Source organism: Pontimonas sp. (genome assembly GCF_031581085.1).
GTDB lineage: Bacteria > Actinomycetota > Actinomycetes > Actinomycetales > Microbacteriaceae > Pontimonas.
The window spans coordinates 24,249-43,345 of sequence record NZ_JAVLBO010000008.1; the positions used below are offsets into that span (position 1 = coordinate 24,249).

At 60.8% G+C, this 19,097-nt stretch carries 21 protein-coding genes; 9 read left to right on the forward strand and 12 right to left on the reverse strand.

Annotated features, from left to right (window positions below):
• Positions 1-2 precede the first annotated feature (2 nt).
• The 3 genes from hisB to RI518_RS03710 form a co-directional block, all read right to left on the reverse strand.
• On the reverse strand, positions 3-602 hold the full coding sequence (gene hisB, locus RI518_RS03700; protein ID WP_310672233.1) for an imidazoleglycerol-phosphate dehydratase HisB: 600 nt from the start codon (positions 600-602) through the stop codon (positions 3-5).
• Positions 599-1,693, reverse strand: a complete 1,095-nt coding sequence (locus RI518_RS03705; protein ID WP_310689378.1) for a histidinol-phosphate transaminase — start codon at positions 1,691-1,693, stop codon at positions 599-601. Before RI518_RS03705 ends, hisB begins: the two co-directional genes overlap by 4 nt.
• Positions 1,694-1,771: 78 nt before the next feature.
• Entirely contained in the window at positions 1,772-2,104 is a 333-nt protein-coding gene (locus tag RI518_RS03710) for a LysM peptidoglycan-binding domain-containing protein (protein WP_310672235.1), read from the reverse strand.
• Between the two features lie 206 nt (positions 2,105-2,310).
• Here RI518_RS03710 and lexA point away from each other — a divergent pair, with 206 nt between their 5' ends.
• Positions 2,311-2,946 (forward strand): transcriptional repressor LexA, encoded by a 636-nt coding sequence (gene lexA / locus RI518_RS03715; RefSeq protein ID WP_310672236.1) that lies wholly within the window; start codon positions 2,311-2,313, stop codon positions 2,944-2,946.
• 195 nt (positions 2,947-3,141) lie between these two features.
• Entirely contained in the window at positions 3,142-3,693 is a 552-nt protein-coding gene (locus RI518_RS03720; protein WP_310689379.1) for a hypothetical protein, read from the forward strand.
• A gap of 101 nt (positions 3,694-3,794) precedes the next feature.
• On the opposite strand, the gene hflX is transcribed toward RI518_RS03720, so the two are convergent.
• The 3 genes from hflX to RI518_RS03735 are packed head-to-tail and all read right to left on the reverse strand — an operon-like array spanning position 3,795 to position 6,845.
• Positions 3,795-5,402 (reverse strand): GTPase HflX, encoded by a 1,608-nt coding sequence (gene hflX, locus RI518_RS03725; RefSeq protein WP_310689381.1) that lies wholly within the window; start codon positions 5,400-5,402, stop codon positions 3,795-3,797.
• Positions 5,403-5,406: 4 nt separating this feature from the next.
• Positions 5,407-6,216 (reverse strand): hypothetical protein, encoded by an 810-nt coding sequence (locus tag RI518_RS03730; RefSeq protein WP_310689382.1) that lies wholly within the window; start codon positions 6,214-6,216, stop codon positions 5,407-5,409.
• Positions 6,174-6,845 carry a hypothetical protein gene (locus RI518_RS03735; RefSeq protein WP_310689383.1) on the reverse strand — a complete coding sequence of 224 codons (672 nt, stop codon included), beginning with the start codon at positions 6,843-6,845 and terminating at the stop codon, positions 6,174-6,176. The genes RI518_RS03730 and RI518_RS03735 overlap by 43 nt, the downstream gene beginning before the upstream one ends.
• Before the next feature lie 261 nt (positions 6,846-7,106).
• Between RI518_RS03735 and RI518_RS03740 the strand changes: the two genes are divergently transcribed.
• Together RI518_RS03740 and RI518_RS03745 are read left to right on the forward strand one after the other, a co-directional pair.
• Positions 7,107-8,042, forward strand: a complete 936-nt coding sequence (locus RI518_RS03740) for an NADP-dependent oxidoreductase (RefSeq protein WP_310689384.1) — start codon at positions 7,107-7,109, stop codon at positions 8,040-8,042.
• A gap of 130 nt (positions 8,043-8,172) precedes the next feature.
• A complete protein-coding gene (locus tag RI518_RS03745) occupies positions 8,173-9,174 on the forward strand; it encodes a TerC/Alx family metal homeostasis membrane protein (RefSeq protein ID WP_310672139.1) in 1,002 nt (333 codons plus the stop codon).
• Between the two features lie 136 nt (positions 9,175-9,310).
• Here the strand turns inward: RI518_RS03745 and RI518_RS03750 are convergent, their stop codons facing one another.
• Together RI518_RS03750 and RI518_RS03755 are read right to left on the reverse strand one after the other, a co-directional pair.
• Positions 9,311-9,715, reverse strand: a complete 405-nt coding sequence (locus RI518_RS03750) for a type II toxin-antitoxin system VapC family toxin (RefSeq protein ID WP_310672138.1) — start codon at positions 9,713-9,715, stop codon at positions 9,311-9,313.
• On the reverse strand, positions 9,712-9,996 hold the full coding sequence (locus RI518_RS03755; protein WP_310689386.1) for a type II toxin-antitoxin system prevent-host-death family antitoxin: 285 nt from the start codon (positions 9,994-9,996) through the stop codon (positions 9,712-9,714). The genes RI518_RS03750 and RI518_RS03755 overlap by 4 nt, the downstream gene beginning before the upstream one ends.
• A gap of 399 nt (positions 9,997-10,395) precedes the next feature.
• Here RI518_RS03755 and RI518_RS03760 point away from each other — a divergent pair, with 399 nt between their 5' ends.
• From RI518_RS03760 to RI518_RS03780, 5 genes are all read left to right on the forward strand, one after another.
• Complete coding sequence (locus RI518_RS03760; RefSeq protein WP_310689387.1) at positions 10,396-11,610, forward strand: hypothetical protein; 1,215 nt, start codon at positions 10,396-10,398, stop codon at positions 11,608-11,610.
• Positions 11,611-11,724: 114 nt separating this feature from the next.
• The gene (locus RI518_RS03765) at positions 11,725-12,708 is read left to right on the forward strand and encodes an ATP-binding cassette domain-containing protein (RefSeq protein WP_310689406.1); all 984 of its coding nucleotides are present in this window, start codon (positions 11,725-11,727) and stop codon (positions 12,706-12,708) included.
• A gap of 34 nt (positions 12,709-12,742) precedes the next feature.
• Positions 12,743-13,543, forward strand: a complete 801-nt coding sequence (locus RI518_RS03770) for an ABC transporter permease subunit (protein WP_310672143.1) — start codon at positions 12,743-12,745, stop codon at positions 13,541-13,543.
• A 151-nt stretch (positions 13,544-13,694) separates the two neighbouring features.
• Positions 13,695-13,937: a FitA-like ribbon-helix-helix domain-containing protein gene (locus RI518_RS03775; protein ID WP_310689388.1), complete on the forward strand. Its 243-nt coding sequence runs from the start codon at positions 13,695-13,697 to the stop codon at positions 13,935-13,937.
• On the forward strand, positions 13,934-14,323 hold the full coding sequence (locus tag RI518_RS03780) for a type II toxin-antitoxin system VapC family toxin (protein WP_310672134.1): 390 nt from the start codon (positions 13,934-13,936) through the stop codon (positions 14,321-14,323). Before RI518_RS03775 ends, RI518_RS03780 begins: the two co-directional genes overlap by 4 nt.
• Positions 14,324-14,647: 324 nt before the next feature.
• Here RI518_RS03780 and RI518_RS03785 read toward each other — a convergent pair whose 3' ends face one another.
• Genes RI518_RS03785 through iolG form a run of 4 tightly spaced genes read right to left on the reverse strand, consistent with a single transcriptional unit; the run spans position 14,648 to position 19,060 of the window.
• Complete coding sequence (locus RI518_RS03785) at positions 14,648-16,141, reverse strand: CoA-acylating methylmalonate-semialdehyde dehydrogenase (RefSeq protein WP_310672133.1); 1,494 nt, start codon at positions 16,139-16,141, stop codon at positions 14,648-14,650.
• A gap of 34 nt (positions 16,142-16,175) precedes the next feature.
• Complete coding sequence (locus RI518_RS03790; protein WP_310672131.1) at positions 16,176-17,054, reverse strand: deoxyribose-phosphate aldolase; 879 nt, start codon at positions 17,052-17,054, stop codon at positions 16,176-16,178.
• Positions 17,041-18,003, reverse strand: a complete 963-nt coding sequence (iolC, locus tag RI518_RS03795; RefSeq protein WP_310689390.1) for a 5-dehydro-2-deoxygluconokinase — start codon at positions 18,001-18,003, stop codon at positions 17,041-17,043. The genes RI518_RS03790 and iolC overlap by 14 nt, the downstream gene beginning before the upstream one ends.
• Positions 18,004-18,061: 58 nt before the next feature.
• The gene (gene iolG, locus RI518_RS03800; RefSeq protein ID WP_310672129.1) at positions 18,062-19,060 is read right to left on the reverse strand and encodes an inositol 2-dehydrogenase; all 999 of its coding nucleotides are present in this window, start codon (positions 19,058-19,060) and stop codon (positions 18,062-18,064) included.
• Positions 19,061-19,097 lie beyond the last annotated feature (37 nt).

A 19,097-nucleotide genomic window follows, 5' to 3' on the forward strand; every position in this document is an offset into this window, starting at 1 on the left:
GACTAGAGCGCCCCTTTGGTGGAGGGGATGCCACTGACCTGCTCGTCGGTGGCGATGGCTTTTCGAAGCGCGCGGGCAAATGCTTTAAATTCCGCCTCCGCAATGTGGTGGGGGTCTCGCCCGGCCAACACACTCACGTGCACGGTCAACATGGCGTGCATGGTGATCGCTTCGAACACGTGGCGCACCAGCGAGCCGGTGAAGTGGCCGCCGATGTGGTGGTGTTCGAACCCTTCGGGTTCGCCGCTGTGGACCAGATAGGGCCGGCCGGAGACGTCCACGACCGCTCGGGCCAGGGCGTCATCGAGGGGTACCAGTGCGTCGCCGAAGCGCGAAATACCGGCTTTATCGCCCAGTGCTTCACGAAGTGCTTGACCCAGCACAATGGCGGTGTCTTCCACGGTGTGGTGGACATCGATGTCGGTATCGCCGTGTGAATTCACGGTGAGGTCGATCAGCGAGTGCTTTGAGAGCGCCGTGAGCATGTGATCGAAAAAGGGCACGGTGGTCGAAATACTGTTGTCGCCGGTGCCGTCGAGGTTCAGACTCACACTAACCGTGGATTCACTGGTCTGGCGCTGGATACTGGCGACTCTACTCATCGCTCCAGTCTAGTAAGAGCCTCGAGGAAGGCGCTGGTCTCCTCCGCTGTGCCCGCGCTCACCCGAAGGGTGTGCTCGATGCCCACATCCCGCACCAGCACTCCCTGCTCCAGGAGACCCCGGAAGGTCTCCCCCGGGTCCACTACGCCTCCAAAGAGCACAAAATTCGCGAGCGATGGCCAGACAAAGTAGCCCATCGCGGTCAGTTCGCGCGCGAGGCGATCTCGCTGCTGGCGAATCGACTCGACCGTGGCGAGCATGGTCTCGTGGTGGGCGAGCGCCGCGGTGGCAGCCGCCTGGGTGAGTGCGGAGAGGTGGTAGGGCAGGCGAACCAATCGAAGAGCGTCGTTGACCACCGGATCGGCAATCAGATAGCCAAGCCTCGCCCCGGCAAAGGCAAACGCTTTGCTCATGGTGCGAGAGATCATCAACCGCGGCCTGCCCGCCAATAGCCGCCTGGCGGAGAGGTGATCGTCGGGGGCAAATTCGATGTAGGCCTCATCGACCAACACCATCGCCTCGCTGGCGTCATAGGTTGCCTCGATGGTCTCTAACGACACCCCGGTCCCGGTGGGGTTATTGGGACTGCAGAAAAACACCACATCGGGTTGGTGTTCTGTGACGGCGGCCACGGCCGTCGCCGGAGAAATCTCGAAGTCGGCGTCTCGCTGTGCAGGCACCCAGCGCGTTCCCGTCGCCTCGGCGATGATGGGGTGCATGGAGTAGGTGGGCGGAAAGCCCAGAACGCTTCGTCCCGGACCACCAAAAGCCTGCAAGACGTGTTGCAACACCTCATTGGAACCGTTGGCGGCCCAGATTGATTCTGGACCACCCGTCGTCGACTCGCCGGTGGGGCGCTGGGCGAGGTAAGCGGCTAATCCTTCTCGAAGCGCGAGAAATTCGCGGTCCGGGTAGCGGTTGATGTTCTCCAGTGCATCAGAGAGTGCCTCGAGGATGCTCGATCGCACCGCGTCGGGCACGCGGTGGGTATTTTCGTTGACGTTCAGCGTGACGGGAACGTCCACCATCGGAGCGCCGTAAGGGGATTTTCCCCGCAGGTCGTCTCGAATGGGCAGATCGGAAAGTTCCACTCCCCCATCGTAGAGGCCGGCCACCTGGAGGACGGGGCGAGGAGCCGGGCGCCTGGAGAAAGGGGTTAGAGGACGTGGCTAGAGGCCGGCGGGAATGATCAGTTGTTGACCGGGCTGCAGGCTCGCAGAGTCGAGCGCGTTTGCGCGTAGCAGGCGATCGATGACGACGCGCGGATCCTGTTGGGGGGCAATATCTTCGGCGATGTCCCACAGCGACTCGCCGGCAAGGACGGTGTAGACCTCCACGGTGCCGTCTTCGCCACCGGCCTGTGCACCCGGGGTCGCAAAAACCAGTGACAGCACTAATACCGGAAGGGCGATCAGGCCCGCGAGGACGACGCGTCCACGCCGAGTGATTCTCAGTGGCGCACTGGCGAGCTGAGCGGGGCCGGCGGTGGTGGTGTGTGACATGGTGTTCTCCTTGTCCTGGTGTTGAGTCCCGCCCCCGACCCTCGGCCGGGAGAGTCGGGGGCGAATCTCTGTTTCGAATATATGTTCGAATAGCGACGTTGTCAACTACCGAACACCAGAAATTTCACCAGGGACCACCGACATTGGCGCGACACGTTCGAAAGAATGTTTCACAAAAGTGTTCGAAACGCGCTAACCTGGGGGTTATGTTGACACCACAGCAGGAACGTATCCAGGCATTTATCGAACGCAGCCTCGACTCGAGGGGCGTTCCCCCCAGCATGCGAGAGATCTGTGACAACACCGGTCTGACCTCAACGTCGAGTGTCTCCCACCAGTTGGGACAGTTAGAGCGCGCCGGATACATCAGGAGACACCCGGGCACAGCGAGAACCCTCGAGGTGCTCATTCGCCTCACGCCGGAAGCAGACGCCCCCGTCGCTCCGGTGAGTTCCCTCGAGGACAACATGGTGCCCATCCCCCTGGTGGGCCGCATCGCCGCGGGTGGGCCCATCACCGCGGAACAGCACGTCGAAGAAGTCGTCAGCCTCCCCACCCAGTGGGTGGGCGGTGGCAACCTGTTCATGCTGAGTGTTGTCGGAGATTCCATGATCGATGCCGCCATCTGCGATGGCGACCACGTGGTCATCCGCGAACAAAAAACCGCGGAGAACGGCGAAATTGTCGCCGCACTACTCGACGGTGAAGCCACGGTCAAAGTCTTCAAACAACGAGACGGACACACCTGGCTGTTGCCACAAAACTCCGCCTACGAACCCATCCTGGGCGACGAAGCCACCATCCTGGGCAAGGTCGTCACCGTGATGCGCAAGGTCGACTGAGGACTCGCCCACGAAAAGACTCGTCGACTGGGGACTCCCTGCGCTGTGCCGGAGTGATTGAGCCGGAGTGGCAATACTCGAGGGGTAGTGCTCGGGGGGCAGCACTCGGGGCTCGGAGCAGTTTGGCGAGGGTGGACGCGGCAGCCCCAACACACCCTTTCCCGTGCGGGGTGCAAGCGGAGTAGCCTGGCGAGCATGTCAGGTCGTGATCTTCTCCACTCCAGTGCCGAGCACATCGCCGCCGTGCAGTCGAGTCACCCCGGTGGGGCACTGCGGGTGCTGCTTCCCATTGCCCGCTTACACGCCACCAGCGCGGACACCGCGCTGGGGTCAGACATTTTGCGCGTCGAAGCGGCGGCCTCTGGAATCCGGGCCGAGCTCAATGCCGCTCTGCCCGAGCTCGCCAGTTGGTGGACGACCCCCACCCTCTGGCTCGCGCCGCAATCAGATCCCGGGGCCAACCAGCCCACAACCGGCGAAGTCAGTGTCTCGGTGGAGTCGTTTCACCAGGTCGTCTCCGATGCCATCGGCTCCCTCTTGGGTTGGGCAGAGCAGGTCATCGTGGTCTCGGCCGCGCTCGACCGGGAGCAGCTAAGCCCCACCCTGCGCGCGCTTCGACAAGCCGAAGCCAATGTGCTGTGGGTCACAATCGAACACGGCCCCGACGCCACTTTCGACGCGGTGGATGCCGTGCGTTTTGGGAAGCCCGGCGACGACGGCTACCTGGAGCCCCCAGCGAGCGCCTAAACACCTCTCGCGGGCGGAGCGCACGCGCCGCGGCAGTGCGGTAGGAGGCAATGCGGTGGCACTGCAGTGGGAGGCAATGCGGTGGGAGGCAGCGAGGAGTGTTAATCCCCCGAGTGGCTCGTCACCGCTGCGGGTGTACCCGCCGGGTCTGACAGGACCACAAAGTCTTCGAGTGAGGCGAGTGTGACCTCGTCCAGCATGACCTCCATGCTGGTTCCCGCCTCGTCGTAAGAGGTCGCCAGCACGTCACCCGAGTCGTGCACGAGGGCGACTAGGTCACCGCGGTCGAAAGGAATGAGCAGGCGGCGGTGGAGCGTGGGCCGCGGGAGTACCTCGGCGATGGCGCGGTGCAGAGTGTCGATTCCCTGGCCGGTGGACGCCGAAACAAAGACAGCACCGGGTTGCACACCGCGCAGTTCGACTTCCCGGTCAGAGTCGATGAGATCGGATTTGTTGAACACCACGATTTCGGGGATCTCGCTGGCGCCCACATCGGCGATGACCTGTCGCACGGTGTGGATTTGCGCGGTGGGGTCGGGGTGTGAGGCGTCGACGACGTGGACGATCACGTCGGCATCACCGACTTCTTCCAGGGTGGAGCGAAAAGCCTCCACGAGTTGGTGCGGTAGCGAGCGGACAAAGCCCACCGTGTCGCTTAGTGTGTAGGGCCGGCCGTCGGGTGTCTGGGCTTTTCGCACCGTCGGATCCAGTGTGGCAAACAGGGCGTCTTGAACCATCACCCCCGCACCGGTCAGCTGGTTCAACAGCGAGGACTTCCCGGCGTTGGTGTAGCCGGCGATGGCGACCGAGGCGATGTTGTTTCGCTCGCGGTTTTTGCGCTTTCCCGCTCGAGCGGGGCTAAACCCGGCGATTTGGCGTCGAAGCCTCGCCATCCGCTGGTTAATACGTCGACGATCCAACTCAATTTTGGTTTCACCGGGACCACGCGAGCCCATTCCGGCACCAGCCCCACCGACCTGGCCACCGGCCTGGCGGCTCATCGAGGCACCCCAGCCGCGAAGCCGCGGAAGTAAATACTGCAGCTGGGCGAGCTCCACTTGAGCTTTACCCTCACGGGTTTTCGCGTGTTGGCTAAAGATGTCCAAAATGACCGCTGTGCGGTCGATGACCTTTACTCCGATCGCATCCTCGAGGGCACGGCGTTGACTGGGCGCCAATTCGGTATCGGCGACCACGGTGTCCGCCCGGACTGCAGCGACGAGGTCGGCAAGCTCACGCGCTTTGCCACTGCCCAAATAGGTGGCGGGGTCTGGCTGGTCGCGCTGCTGCAACACCCCGTCAATGACGGCGGCGCCGGCCGTTTCACACAGCAGCGCCAACTCGCGCAGCGAGTTTTCCGCATCGACAATGTCCCCGTGTCGATAGACGCCCACGAGGACGACGTTTTCGAGACGAAGCTGCCGGTATTCGACTTCGGTGACGTCCTCGAGCTCTGTCGAGAGCCCTCCGACGCGGCGCAGGCCACTTCTCGCCTCCAGGTCCAAATCCCCGGTGGTCGGTGGAGCACCCGCTCGCACGGAGGACTGCGCCTCCGCGGTATCGGGGGTTGCCACCGTGGCCGGGGTATCCCCCGCGTGTTCTTCTACCGGTGCGCTAAAGACGCTCTGCTGGGGAGCAGCCGAGCGCTCTTCGGGCGCGCGAGAGAGGATTCGATCAATGGGGTCTACCCGCTTGGACGATTCACTCATGTCCTCACAGAATAGTGCGCCCGCGGCTCCCACCGGAGGGCCGTTCGCTCTGGGCACGAGCTGCGGACCTGAACCGAAGGTCACCTTGCTGGCTTCGCTGCCGGTCACGCTGCCCACCACGCTGCCCGCCGCGCTGCCCGCCGCGCTGACGCTTTCGGGGCCCAATGGCGCCCCGAAGTCGCCCAGTGGCTCCCCCAGTGAGTCCTACGGTGAGTCCAAACCCCAGTAGTGCGCCGACCCCTGTGCCAAGCCCCAGTCCCAGCAGGGTGCTGCCAGAGGCGATCGCGGTCACGGGTCCTGTGGGGGCCAGCTCTGGCTGCCCGGGAGGGAGTGTGGCAGGTGGGAGCGGTGTGCTGACGATGGTGTCGACACCATCGGAGTCCTCCGGCTCACGGTCACCACCCCCGCTCCCACCTGGTTCGTCGTCTCCGGAGTCTCCCCCGGAGCCCTCTTCGGTGTCCTCACCGACGCGTTCATCGGCGAGCAGGGTCGCGATGGCGAAATTGCCGACCGAGACACCGGTGGAGAGGCCGGTAATCGCACCCACCAGGGTGCTGGTGCCGGCGAGGTCGTTGGTGTAGAGCGAGACATTGGAGTCGATATCTCGACCGAGCACATACACCGTGTCATCGGCGGTGTGATCGGCCGCGACAATGGTGATCCCGTCCATCTCGTCACTGGCGGCCTGTGTGGCGGCCAATTCGCCGGTGTCGGTATCGACGAGGTAGAGCCCGTCATCGCCGCCGAGGACGAAACCGTAGAGGGAATCGGCTACCGAGACGAGCGCTGAGACAATCTTGTTATTACCCCCCACCCCCCCCCCGCTAGGTCGGTGGTGTCGATTGTGCTGTAGTTTCCGCTATCGACTGCGAGGGTGGACAGGTGGGCACCGGCGGGCCCGTCATGGGGCAGGTGACCCAAGAAATAGGTACCGTCTTCTGCTCGGTCCAGGGCATTCAGAATTTCGTCTTCGCCGTAGTCGGGTTCCACGAGGGTGGATTCGGCCGTGGTGTAGTCGATTGCGGCCAGCACGTTCGAGTCTGTGGCCGACTGGTTAATCGCGTAGAGGGTGTTTGACACGGGGTCTGCTTCGAGGCCAGTGACCACGTAGTCGAAGGTGTCGCCGGTTATTGCGACGCCTCCGCTCACCTCGGCAGAGTCGAGATCGAGTGCGTAGATCTTTCCATCGGAGCCGATCATGACGGCACTGTCGTCTTCTAATTCACCGCCCGTGGCATACAGCGGCGTGGCGATCGGGACTGCTGCCAGGGCGAGCGCGCCGCCCGTGAGCAGAGCAGTTCGAATCGGGAGCGCCCCCGAGGGGTGGATTCCTGCGGGGTGGCCCGCCGTCCTCCGGGTGTCGGCCGGGCCGGATCGTCGCCGCGGCTCGCGGCGCGAATCGGGGTGTGTGGCTGCTGCGGTGACACGACTTCGGGTCAACATGGCGCACAGTTAACTGCAGAGTCGAATAACATTCAAGACTTTTTTTCGTGGCGTTTTATTGGTAGTGGCGGGCACTGTGGGTGGCCACGCAGCCAGGGAGGCCACCCGGGTAATCAATTACTTACCCGGTTACTGCTCACCCACGGTCGCTTTTTCGCCCTGCCGCCATGTCACAGGCCCCTACTACACTGATGCCACCAGCCGAGAAGACGTCTCGATTTGCCCTCCACAACCGCAGGCGCCCAGGAAGAAAGCCCGAGCATGCGAGTAGCAAAATACGACCGATACGGCCCTCCAGAGGTCATCACTCTGGCCCACGAAGCAGATCCCAGCGAGCCTGGTCCCGACGAAGTCTCGATCCGCGTGGTCGCCGCCGGGCTGAACCCCGCCGATAGCAAAATGCGGCGAGGGCGCACCCCCATTGTCGAACTCCCCGCCCGAATCGGTCGTGAATTTTCCGGCATCGCCATTGCGGTGGGGAAAGACGTCAGCCACATCGAGGTGGGTGCAGAAGTCTTGGGCACCGGCCAAGGGGTCATGGCCGACATCATCTCCTCCCCCGCCAACCTGGTGATGGCAAAACCCGAGGGAATCACCTTTGATCACGCCGCAGTGTTACCCGTTGCCGCCCAGACAGCCTGGGCGGCCGTGGAATCTCAGAGTGTGAAACCCGGAGAGGTGGTCGCCGTCAGCGGTGCCTCCGGCGGAGTGGGCGTGGTCATGTGCCAGTTGCTTCGCGATCTGGGCGCGACGGTGATTGCCACCGCCAGCCCCCGAAACCACGTGTATTTGGAGGGAATGGGTCTCATCCCCCTGGACTATCACGGTGACCTCGTCGCCTCCCTCGAAGAATTCACCCCCAAAGGCCTCCACCACGTGTTTGACAACTCCGGGCACGAAATGATCGAGGCGGCGCTGGAGTTGGGCGTCCCGCGAGAGAACATCAACTCCATTTCCGGCGACGGCCCCCAGTTCGGGGTCCCCACCGTGGGACGCGTGGGGCTCAACCCGCCGATTATCACCGCATTGGCGGAAAAAATTGCGGACGGTTCGCTCATTATCCCCATTCGCACCCAACCCTTCGATGAGGTCAGGAAAGCCTTCATCGACCTGGAGGAAATCGGAGTATTCGGCAAAGTCGTCGTGCGCATGGACGACACGGCAGAAGAGGCAATGCCCGACCTTCCCCCGGCCTAATTCTCCTGCCAGCGAGCCACCCCGAGGCAGAAACCCTCGGCATATTCCCACCCACCCGGCGCCTGAGTTTCATAAACTGTGTTTAATACGGCGTTCGCCGTGCTTCTCACACAGTTAGGACACACCCGCCGTGGACGTCGGTCTTGATACCTGGGCCTTCATTATCGGAATCATCCTCGCCCTTCTCGTTCTCGACCTCCTCACCTTCTCGAGACACCCCCACGAGGTGGGGTTTAAAGAGGCGGCGTGGTGGTCTGTTTTTTACATCGCCGTCGCGATTGCTTTTGGACTATGGGTCTGGTGGGACTCGGGAAGCGTCTTTGGCACCGAGTACTTCACCGCCTACCTGGTCGAGAAGTCACTCTCGATCGATAACGTTTTCGTCTTCGCGATCATCCTCACGACGTTTGCGGTCCCGTCGATCTATCAGCAGCGAGTGCTCCTCATCGGTGTCATCCTCGCGCTCATCTTCCGCGCCATCTTCATCGCCATCGGCGCGGCCGCCCTGGCCTACTTCGCGTTCACCTTCTTCATCTTCGGCGCGATCCTCATCTGGACGGGATTCGGGCTGATGCGCCACTGGAACGAAGACCCCGACCCCTCAGAAAACTTCGTGGTGCGCTTTGTCAAGCGCAAAGTGCCCTTCACAGAGACCTACCACGGCACCAAACTGTTCGTGAAGGAAAACGGTGTGCGCCTGGCCACACCGATGTTCATCGTGATGATCGCGATTGGCTCCACCGATCTTCTCTTTGCCCTGGATTCCATCCCCGCCACCTTCGGGGTTACCCAGGAGCCGTTCTTGGTCTTCGCCGCCAACGCGTTCGCCCTTCTCGGCCTTCGCGCCCTGTATTTTTTGGTCAAGGGCCTGCTCGATCGGCTCATTTACCTCTCTCTCGGACTCGCGTTCATTCTCATCTTTATCGGAGTGAAACTCATTTTGCTCTTCGGCCACGAGCAAATCTCGGAAGCGCTGCCAAAGATCGACACCGTGGTGAGCCTGATCGTGATTGTGGCGATCCTCACCGTGGCCACGGTGGCGAGCTTGATCAAATCGGCGAGGGACCCAGACGCCGTCGCCCACGCCGGCCGCGTCACCGCACCCAAAGACGACTCCGAGAGCTCTTCGTAGCGGGAGTTCCACAAACCAGCTCTCCTGCTGCCAGAAGGGCACCTCCCCACAGCAGGGCAGCAGTCGCCGATCCTCGGTAATTCAACTCCGGGTATCCGGCAGCTCCTTCTGGGGCGGGACGCGGCTTTCCAGCCCGCTATAAGTCCACACCGGGGCTCACGACCGGGACACCGTGGTCTCGACACGCGGCGGCCAGCCGCTGGTCGTAAGTCACCATTCCGCCGAGAAAATGAAGATACTGAAGAGCAGTGGCGAGGTGAATGGCATCAAGCGATCGCAAAGCCGTGGGCGTGAGGTGAGCGGCCAATTCGAGCACCGGCCCCGCGACGTCGTGCAGATAAACCGTATTGAGAAGTGACCGAGCTGCCAAGACTGCGCCGTCACCTCCCTGCCGTGCGGCGCGAACCAACTCCGTGACGAGGAGTGAACTCGACATCAGTGGGGAGCGAGACTCTGCCAGCCAACTGGACAACTGCTCTGAGGCGTTCTCTGTGACCAACAGCTTGAGTGCCGCCGAAGTATCGAGATAAAACCCCTTCATCGCTCGTCGCGTCGCATTCGCTCCAAAATGTCGGACAACGGTTCTCCGTCGGCCGAGGGCAGGGGCCCGCGAGCGAGAAAATCTCTCAGATCCGCCGTCGGGGGTGTGACCTGCCCCATTTCGACCGCTTCCTCAAGCGTTCGCGGTTCACCCACGGGAGAGATTTTCGCAATCGGTTTGCCAAATTCGGTGACCACTAAGACTTCCCCCCGCTTTACTCGCTCCAGTACACGGGAGACATTTTGACCGAGTTGACGCAGCCCTACGTGATTGTTACCCACAGTTCTACAGTGTAGGACACCGTGGCCTTTACGGCACGGGGTCTTTTGCTGCGCTGTGTTTTTGCTGCGACAGTCCGATTAAGCCACCGCCCGATTAAGCCACCGCGGAGTGGAAAACAGTTCGTCAGTTCAGTGTGGGGGCCCGGGTAGCTGCCTGCGGGCTACAGAAGATCCAGGTGAACCGGGATTGGCGCCCCAATGCGCTCCAGGAACGACGTGGGCTTTCTCCTGGAGACGGTCTGAAAAAACCGGATCCCCGGCCGGGTCTCCTCCGCGCCGGTACTGCGTGCTGTGAGCAAGGAGAGGGTGTGGTCCCCATCGGGACCACATTCAGCAGCGCACTCAGCGGTTGTTTAGCCACTGCTCGTATTCTGAGCATCACACAGTCTTTGAAAGGTCGTGATCGACATTCTCACCAAATGGGTTCCTTCAGTAGCCGTCGCAGGCGTCATCGCCGCCGGAGCGATCGCCGTTCCGATGCAGGCGAGCGCGGTTGACCTCCCCGAGCGCACCGTCGCGGAATTACTCGCCGCAATGGACGACAGCGTGCAGGGCTTTTCCGGAAGTGTCACCAAGACGTCCAACCTGGGTCTTCCCGAGCTGGAAATGTCTCAGCTGATGAGCGAAGAGATGGTCGCCGACATGGAAGAGCGGATGCCCGATGGCTTCGAAGACTTTGTCCCCGAAGTGGTGGAACAAAATATGGTGACCGACGCCATTTCCTTCCTCGCCGGCTCCGACACCATCCGTGTCTACGCCTCCGAAGAGGGTTTCCGCGCACAAATTCTTGACCCGATGAGCCAACGAGACGTCATTGTGAACAAAGACGCCTTCTACTCCTACAACGCGAAGACCAATACTGTGCTGACCAGAAGCATCGATGCGGATCTCGATAAGCCCACCCTCGATGAGCTAAACGCTGAGGTGGAGCTGGATCTCACCAACCCCGACGAACTCGCGGGCGCCCTTCTCGAGCAGTCAGCCGGTAAAGCCACCATCACGGTGGGAGCCGACCACCAGGTCGCCGGACAAGACGCCTACCGCCTGGTCGTGACACCGGAATCAGACGTCAGTCTGGTGGAGCGCATCGACATCTCCGTCGATGCGAACACCGGCTTGGGCCTCGGCGTTCAGGTGTATTCCACCGAGCAGGCCGACGTGGCGTTCTCCGTCGCTTTTGACTCCATCTCATACGAGACACCACAAGACTCGATCTTTGCCTTTAGTCCCCCTCCAGGGGCAACAGTAGAGACCCTCGAGTTCCCCGATGAGGTGGAAAACACGCTGACCGAGCTCCAGCGCGAAGACCTCACCGACGCCGAGCGGGAAGCACTGCTCGAGTCGCTTCGGGCCGACATGGGCCAAGAATTTGGCTCCAACGTCACCTCAGAAACCCTCGGTGAAGGATTCGACACGGTGCTCGCCATGAACCAGCTACCAGAAGCCTTCCCGCGCGAAATGCTGGACAACGAACTCCTCAGCGACTTCACTACCGAGGTCGACGGTGGCACGGTGTTTAGTACACCGCTGAGCACCACGCTTCTGACCGACTCCGGCGAGGTCTACACCGGAGCAGTGAGCGTCGACTACCTGCAGCAACTCGCCACCAACTAGGTGAGCGCGCGGACACCAGCTGCCGCCGCGGCCACCGCGGCAGCAGCCACAGAGCACGGCGACACAGAACTCGGCGACACAGAGCTCGGTGACACAGCGCACGGTCCCGGCGAGTTGTCGATCCAGACCGAGGGCTTAACCAAGACTTTCGGTTCGCAGGCTGCCGTTGACGGGTTATCCCTGGCGGTTCCCCGCGGGTCGGTGTTTGGTTTCCTCGGTCCAAACGGTTCGGGCAAAACGACCACCATTCGGATGCTGCTGGGACTCGCGGAAGCGAGTTCGGGAACCATCAGCGTTCTCGGCCACGACATTCCTCGCCACCTCGAGCAGGCCCTTCCCAAAGTGGGCGCCCTGGTGGAGGGCCCCGCCTTCTACCCCTATCTTTCCGGGCGGAAAAACCTGCTCCGGATGGATGCCGCTGATCGGTTTTCCAATGCCGACACCCGGGCGGAGCGAGTCGACTACGCCTTGGCGCGAGTGGGCTTGACGGCCGCGGCCGAGAAAAAAGCGGGTGCCTATTCGCTGGGCATGAAACAGCGACTGGGCCTCGCCAATGCTCTATTAAAACCGCGCGATCTGTTGATTTTGGACGAGCCCACCAACGGTCTCGACCCCCAAGGCACCCGGGAAGTACGCGCCCTGATTAGAAGCCTCGCCGATGAAGGCATCACCATTTTTCTCTCCAGCCACCTTCTGGTGGAAATCGAACAGCTGTGTAGCCACGTGGCGGTGATGAATCTGGGCGAATTGCTCGCCCAGGGTTCCCTGGACGAGCTTCGCTCGCACGCCGAGCCGAGACTGGTCATCGAAGTCAACGATGTCGCGGGAGCAAAAGAGGTCCTCGCCAGGCACCAGATCATCGCGACCACCAAGACTCTCCCCCTCTCCGCCACCGAGTCCCCGCAGAGCCCTCGGGCAACCACGGCGGGCATGATCAGCACGCTGGTGGCCACGGTCAGTGCGGACACGAACCCGGCGGCGATTAACCAAGAACTCGTCTCGGCGGGCATCGGCGTCAGTGGGATTCGAATCGAGCGGCCGAGCCTCGAAGAGTATTTCGTGGAACTCACCGGAGAGGGGTTCGACGTTGCCCGCTAACAAAACCTTAAGCGCCGCACTCAGCCTCGACTTAATGCTCTCAGAACTGCTCGTGATGTTCACCAGGCGGCGTACGTGGGCGATGCTCGCCGCCATCGCGCTGATTCCCATCCTGTTGGCCGTGGCCGTCTATTTATCCTCTGATCGCCTCGCCCCGGGTGAAGGCCCACCCTTTGTCGACCGGGTCACCCAAAACGGCCTCTTCACCGGTTTTGCCGCCATGTTGCTCGCGATGCCACTGTTTTTGCCACTCACTGTGTCGGTGGTCTCCGGTGACACCATCGCCGGCGAAGCCGGCCTGGGCACGCTTCGCTACTTACTCATTGCCCCGGTCGGCAGGCTTCGCCTGTTGGTGGTGAAGTATCTGGGGACACTCGCCTTCGTCCTGGCAGGCACATTCACCCTGATGCTGGCAGGCGCACTGATTGGCTGGATCCTCTTTCCCACCGGACCCATCACACTCTTGAGCGGCGATGTCATTGGACTCGGCGAAGGCCTCGGCCGAATGGCCCTCGTTGCGCTCTATACGACGGTGTCGATGACGGGAATGCTCGCCATCGGGCTCTTTATTTCGACCCTGACGACCATTCCCGTGGGCGCCATGACAGGCGTGTTGATCGCCAGTGGCGTGAGCCAAATTCTCGATAACCTGCCCCAGCTCTCGATCATCCACGAATGGCTGTTTACCCACTACTGGTTGGACTTCGCGGATATTTTGAGACAGCCCATCGAGCTCTCCAGTTTCGGCTCCAACGCCCTCCTACAGCTCGGCTACATCGCCCTGTTCGGCGCCCTCGCCTACGGCAGGTTCAGCACTAAGGATGTGTTGAGCTAACCCGTCCTGTTTTTCACGAGCGCCACAGGCTTTTCTCCACAGATGTGGCGCCTTTCGCCAACGCCATTGCCTCGGGAGCTACCGTTCAGGGATGCAACCACCGCATTACCAAGTGCTTGCAAAACGTAAGCAGCTCCCCTATCGTCGGAGTATGAGCCCCAATCTTCTGGTCAGAAGTGTCCCTTCGGATACCCACGCGACTTTGGTTCGTCGGGCAGAAAGCGAAGGCCAGTCACTCCAGGAATATGTTCTGGGCCTTCTTAAGGCATCAGCCGACAAGCCCACCATGGCCGAAGTCATGGCGGAGATTGAGGCGGGTTTAAGAACCACGCCCAACCCGGGCATAAGTACCCAGGAGATCGTGGCAACAATTCGCACCGTCCGAGACGCGTGAGAATTGTTGCCGATGCCTCGGTTGTCGTGGAGGCATGGATCAACGACTCCCCGGTCGCCTCAGAGTGTCGAGGGATCTTGTCCTCGTCTGAATCGTGTGTCCCCGACCTCGTCTTTTCTGAAGTGGGTCACGTGTTTCGCACCCAGGAACGGCTCCGAGGCGTGGATCTCACACACCAGTTCGAATCCTTCACCAGTTCACCCTGGAGTGAGTATCACGTGAGCGAATACGCCCCCATCGCGTGGCCGCTTCGTCATGACATCACCTTCTACGACGCCTGTTATGTCGGACTGGCGATGGCACTAGACATACCCCTGGTCACCCTCGATCCAAAGCTCGTGGGGGTCGCCAGGCGTTACTGCGAAGTAATCATTCCCGGTGAGTAAGCCCCACTAATTGAGCTCGATGCCCCGAGTGATTAACGGTGCCCCCCCATCCAAGGAATTCATTTCGAGAAAGAACACCTCAGTGCCGGTGTGGGGACCCCATACCGGCACTGTTTTTTTACCCCGGCAGGCCAGGAGGCTACTAGTGGTGGTTGCAACGACCACGAGAAAACACGCCGTCGAAAACACCGGAATTCGGGGATCGTCGACAGCCCGACCCAAAATACCCCGGGCTGGATTCACATGGTCCAACCCGGGGTGTGAGGCACCTTGGAGAAACAGGCTCTAAAGTGCCAAGTCGGCTTCGGGCCAGTGCGCCCGCTACTAGTTCTGGGGAAAACCGAGGTTCAGGCCACCATGACTGGGTTCTGGCCAACGCGACGTGACGACCTTCTGACGGGTGAAGAACCGGAAGCCTTCTTCTCCGTGAGCACGCGAGTCGCCGAACATCGAATGTTTCCACCCACCAAAGGAGTAATAGGCCATTGGAACGGGTATTGGCACGTTGACACCAATCATTCCGACTTCGATCTGCGTCACAAACTTCCTCGCTGCGCCCCCATCGTTGGTGAAAATCGCCGTGCCATTTCCAAAGGCACCGCTATTAATCAGATCCACACCTTCGTCATAGCTGGATACCCGAACGACGGAGAGCACCGGTCCGAAAATTTCTTCACCGTACACCCGTGATGAGGTCGGCACGTTGTCGACGAGTGTGGGGCCAAGCCAGAAGCCTTGGTCGTCACCGTCTACTGCCACCTCGCGGCCGTCCACGACCACTGTGGCTCCGTCTTCTCGCGCAACATCAATGTAGGAAGCGACTTTGTCTCGGTGCGCCTCGGTCACCAGAGGGCCCATATCGCAGGAGCGACGACCGTCTCCCACCTGAATCGCTGACATCTTTTTCGCAATCGATTCGACCAGCGTGTCACCCACCGGGTCGACGGCGACGACCACCGAAATCGCCATGCAGCGCTCCCCCGCGGAACCAAATCCCGCGTTGACCGCAGCATCCGCCGCGACATCGACGTCCGCGTCTGGTAGCACCAGCATGTGGTTTTTCGCCCCGCCGAGAGCTTGAATTCGCTTTCCCGCGCGCGCCCCCGTTTCGTAGACATAGCGGGCAATGGGGGTAGAGCCGACAAACGATATCGACTGGACGACGGGGTGTTCCAAAAGGGCGTCGACTGCCTCTTTATCCCCGTGGACGACATTAAAAACCCCGTCGGGCAACCCCGCTTCTTTCCATAGCGCCGCCATCCAGTTAGCCGCTGAGGGGTCCTTTTCGCTGGGCTTCAAAATCACCGTGTTCCCCGCGGCAATCGCCACCGGAAAGAACCACATTGGGACCATGGCGGGGAAGTTGAAGGGACTGATGATGCCCACGACTCCGAGGGGCTGGGTCAACGAGTACACATCGACACCAGTGGAGGCATTGAGAGAAAACTGCCCCTTCAGCAGGTGGGGAAGTCCGCACGCGAACTCAACCACCTCTTGGCCTCGCGTGATCTCTCCGAGCGCATCGGAGAGTACTTTGCCGTGTTCCGACGTGATAATTTCGGCGAGCTCACCTTTTTTCGCCTCGAGTAACTCACGGAATCGAAAGAGCACCTGGTTACGTTTCGTCATGGACATTGACGACCAGCTGGCAAAAGCCGCTTCTGCTTTCTGCACAGCGTGTTCGACATCATCTGTGCTCGCCAATCTCACCTGCTTGGTCGACACCCCTTTCGCAGGATCAAAAACAGGAGCCGTCCGGGTGGACTTCCCCTCAAATTCTTCTCCCGCTACAAAGTGATTCACGATGTCTTGGCTCATGCGCTGTGTCCTCTCCTTGTTTGTCAAAAAATTGTTATCCGTGAACGACGTCGACCGCTCGGGCGACGGCGTCAGATGTGGTTCCCGTCGAGGGGTACAACAGGCTACGGCCGACCATCAGGCCCATCACACCATCGAGCTTCATCGCGTGTGCCCACTGCGTGAAAAGGCCTTCGCTGTCTCCACCCGGGTCACCACCGAGAACCACCGCAGGCAGTGTCGTCGCGGCCATCACACGTTCCATGTGCTCCACATACGGCACTTTTAGCCACGTGTAAGCGCTCGAGGTTCCAAGCGCAGAGGCGATGGCAATGGACCGAATGACCGCATCGGTTGACAAGTCGTTTTGCACTTTGTTGTTCTCGTGGCGACTAATAAATGGCTCAACCATAATCGGCAGTTTTGCGGCGGCTGCTTCCGTCACGGCGTGAGCGGTAGCCTCCAGAGTGGCCGCGCTTCCCTCGTCGTCAAAATTGATCCGCGTGAGCGTCTTCGCCGCGTCGAGGCCTTGATCGACTATTCCGGCAATGCTGTAAGCGCCAAAACGATCATCCATCTCGAAACGAGCCCCACTGAGCCCGCCACGATTGAGAGACCCCACCACAATCTTGTCTTCCAAAGCCCCCAACAGCACCAGGTCATCCACCAGATCGGGGGTGGCCAGTAGGCCATCGACTCCAGGCACGGCTAGTGCATCCAGGAGCCTGCGCAATAACTCTTCGCGGTCAGCCATTGCGACAGGGTCTCCACCCACACCGAGGGAGCCTCGAGCGGGGTGATCGCACGCGATCACCATCATCCGGCCATCTTCTGCCAGCAGTGGACGCCTCGACCGCGACGCGAGCGCGGTCGCTACTGCTTCGGGGGAATGAGCGCGCAGCTGGCGAAGCTCAGAGAAGTCAGGATGTGCCACTGTGTGCCTCCAAATAGTCAGTGACTTCTGCCAGATATGGCATTGCGGTAGAACACTCGAGCCGGCCAGCGACGATTGCTCCCGCCGCATTCGCACATTCGAGTGTTTTGTGTAAATCCCAGCCCTCATGCAGACCGTAGGCAAAAGCGCCACCGAAAGCATCGCCTGCGCCGAGACCATTGACAACGTCGACCGGCAAAGCCGAAACCTCTGCGCGTTGGCTTGCGGTCTTCGCGAGCACACCCTTCGGTCCCTGTTTGACCACGGCGATGTCGAGACCGCGATCGAGCAGAGCATCCGCGGCGCGCTCCGGGTCAGACTCTCCCACGGCGACGGCGCACTCTTCGAGGTTTCCGATTGCGACGCTCGAATACTCAAGAACCCGTTCGACCTGACTGGTGGCCTCTTGCGGACTAGACCACAGTTCCGCGCGATAATCCAGATCGACGATTGTGTGAGCTTTTCTGCTGCGAAGCTCCAGTGCACGGTGGTGGGCAGACCGGCTGGGCTCCTGGACGAGGCCGGTTACGGTGAGCCAAAAAATATCGGCCGTTTCGATGGCTTGCTCATCCAAATCTCCTGCCTCAATCATCAGATCGGGAGCGACCGGATCTCGATAAAAATAGAGCGGAAAGTGATCGGGCGGAAAAATTTCGCAGAACACCACAGGGGTTTTCAGGCCGGCGACGTCGTCGACGAATCGCGGGTCAACCCCGAGACGCTCTATTTCCGATCGTACAAACTTCCCGAGGGGGTCTGGCCCCACGCGGGTAATGACACCGCAGTCGAGGCCGTATCTCGCTCCGGCGACCGCGACGTTTGTGGGCGAACCCCCAAGAAACTTCCCAAAGCGAGAAACTTCTTCTAAGCCAACGCCGATATCCAGTGGGTAAATGTCCACTCCAACACGTCCGATGGTCAACATGTCGAAGGCTGGGGAATTGGCCATCTACTCAGACTCTCGGTTTTAAGCGGTGGTGGTGGTTTAGTCGCAGCACAGTGGTGGACTACGCCTCCACCCGAACGACGCGACCCGTCTGGGCCGACTCGGTGGCAGCATTGGCCAACATCAACGCCATTCGTCCGTCATCGAACGTGGGACATTGGCCGGGTTCGCCTCGAACCAGCTTCACAAACTCCAACAGTTCGAGGCGGAAAGCATCGAGGTAGCGCTCCAAAAAGAAGTTCTTGTAAGGCTGTTTGCTCTCGACCGCTTCTGCTGTATACGTCCGAACTTCAGTGTCCGAGACATTTTCGACACGAACCATTCCCTCGCTTCCGAGCGCTTCCATCCTCTGGTCGAACCCATGGGCGGCGTGGCGTGAATTGGTGATTGTCGCAAACTGGTCCGATGCGCTTCGAAGGGCGATCGACGTGGCATCGAAATCACCCAAGCCCTTGATGTCTTCACTGAATTGGTTGTACCCCTGGGCGCTCACTTCAACGATGTCGCCCAGGATAAACCTCGCCATATCGAAGTCGTGGATTGTCATATCCCGGAAAATTCCGCCCGACACCGCCAGATAGTCGGTTCCCGCCGGGGCCGGATCCCTGCTGGTAATCAGCAATTGCTCTAACGCCCCAATTTCTCCCGAAAGCACCCGACGGCGAAAGTCCTGAAAGTGGGGATCGAATCGGCGATTGAAGCCGATTGCCACGGGAACCCCGGAGGAGTTGATGACCTCTCGAACCGCGTCAACTCTTGTGATGTCGAGATCAATAGGCTTTTCACAGAGGGCGGGAATGCCCGCCTCAACCGATGCCATCATCAAATCGAGGTGTGTGCTCGTGGGCGAGGCGATGAGCACAGCGTCGACGTCATCTGAGCGAAAAATATCATCCGGCGTGGACACACTGGCGCCAAATTTTTCCGCCGTTGCTTCAGCGCTGCGGGTATCAGTGTCGGCAACCCGCGAGAGCGTCGCTTCGGAGAGTCCTTCGATGCTCTCGGCGTGTACTTGACCGATCCGGCCCGTCCCAATTAGCCCGATTCGAATTGCGCTCAATAGACAGACCCTCTCCTGGTTAGTGCGTCAATAACAA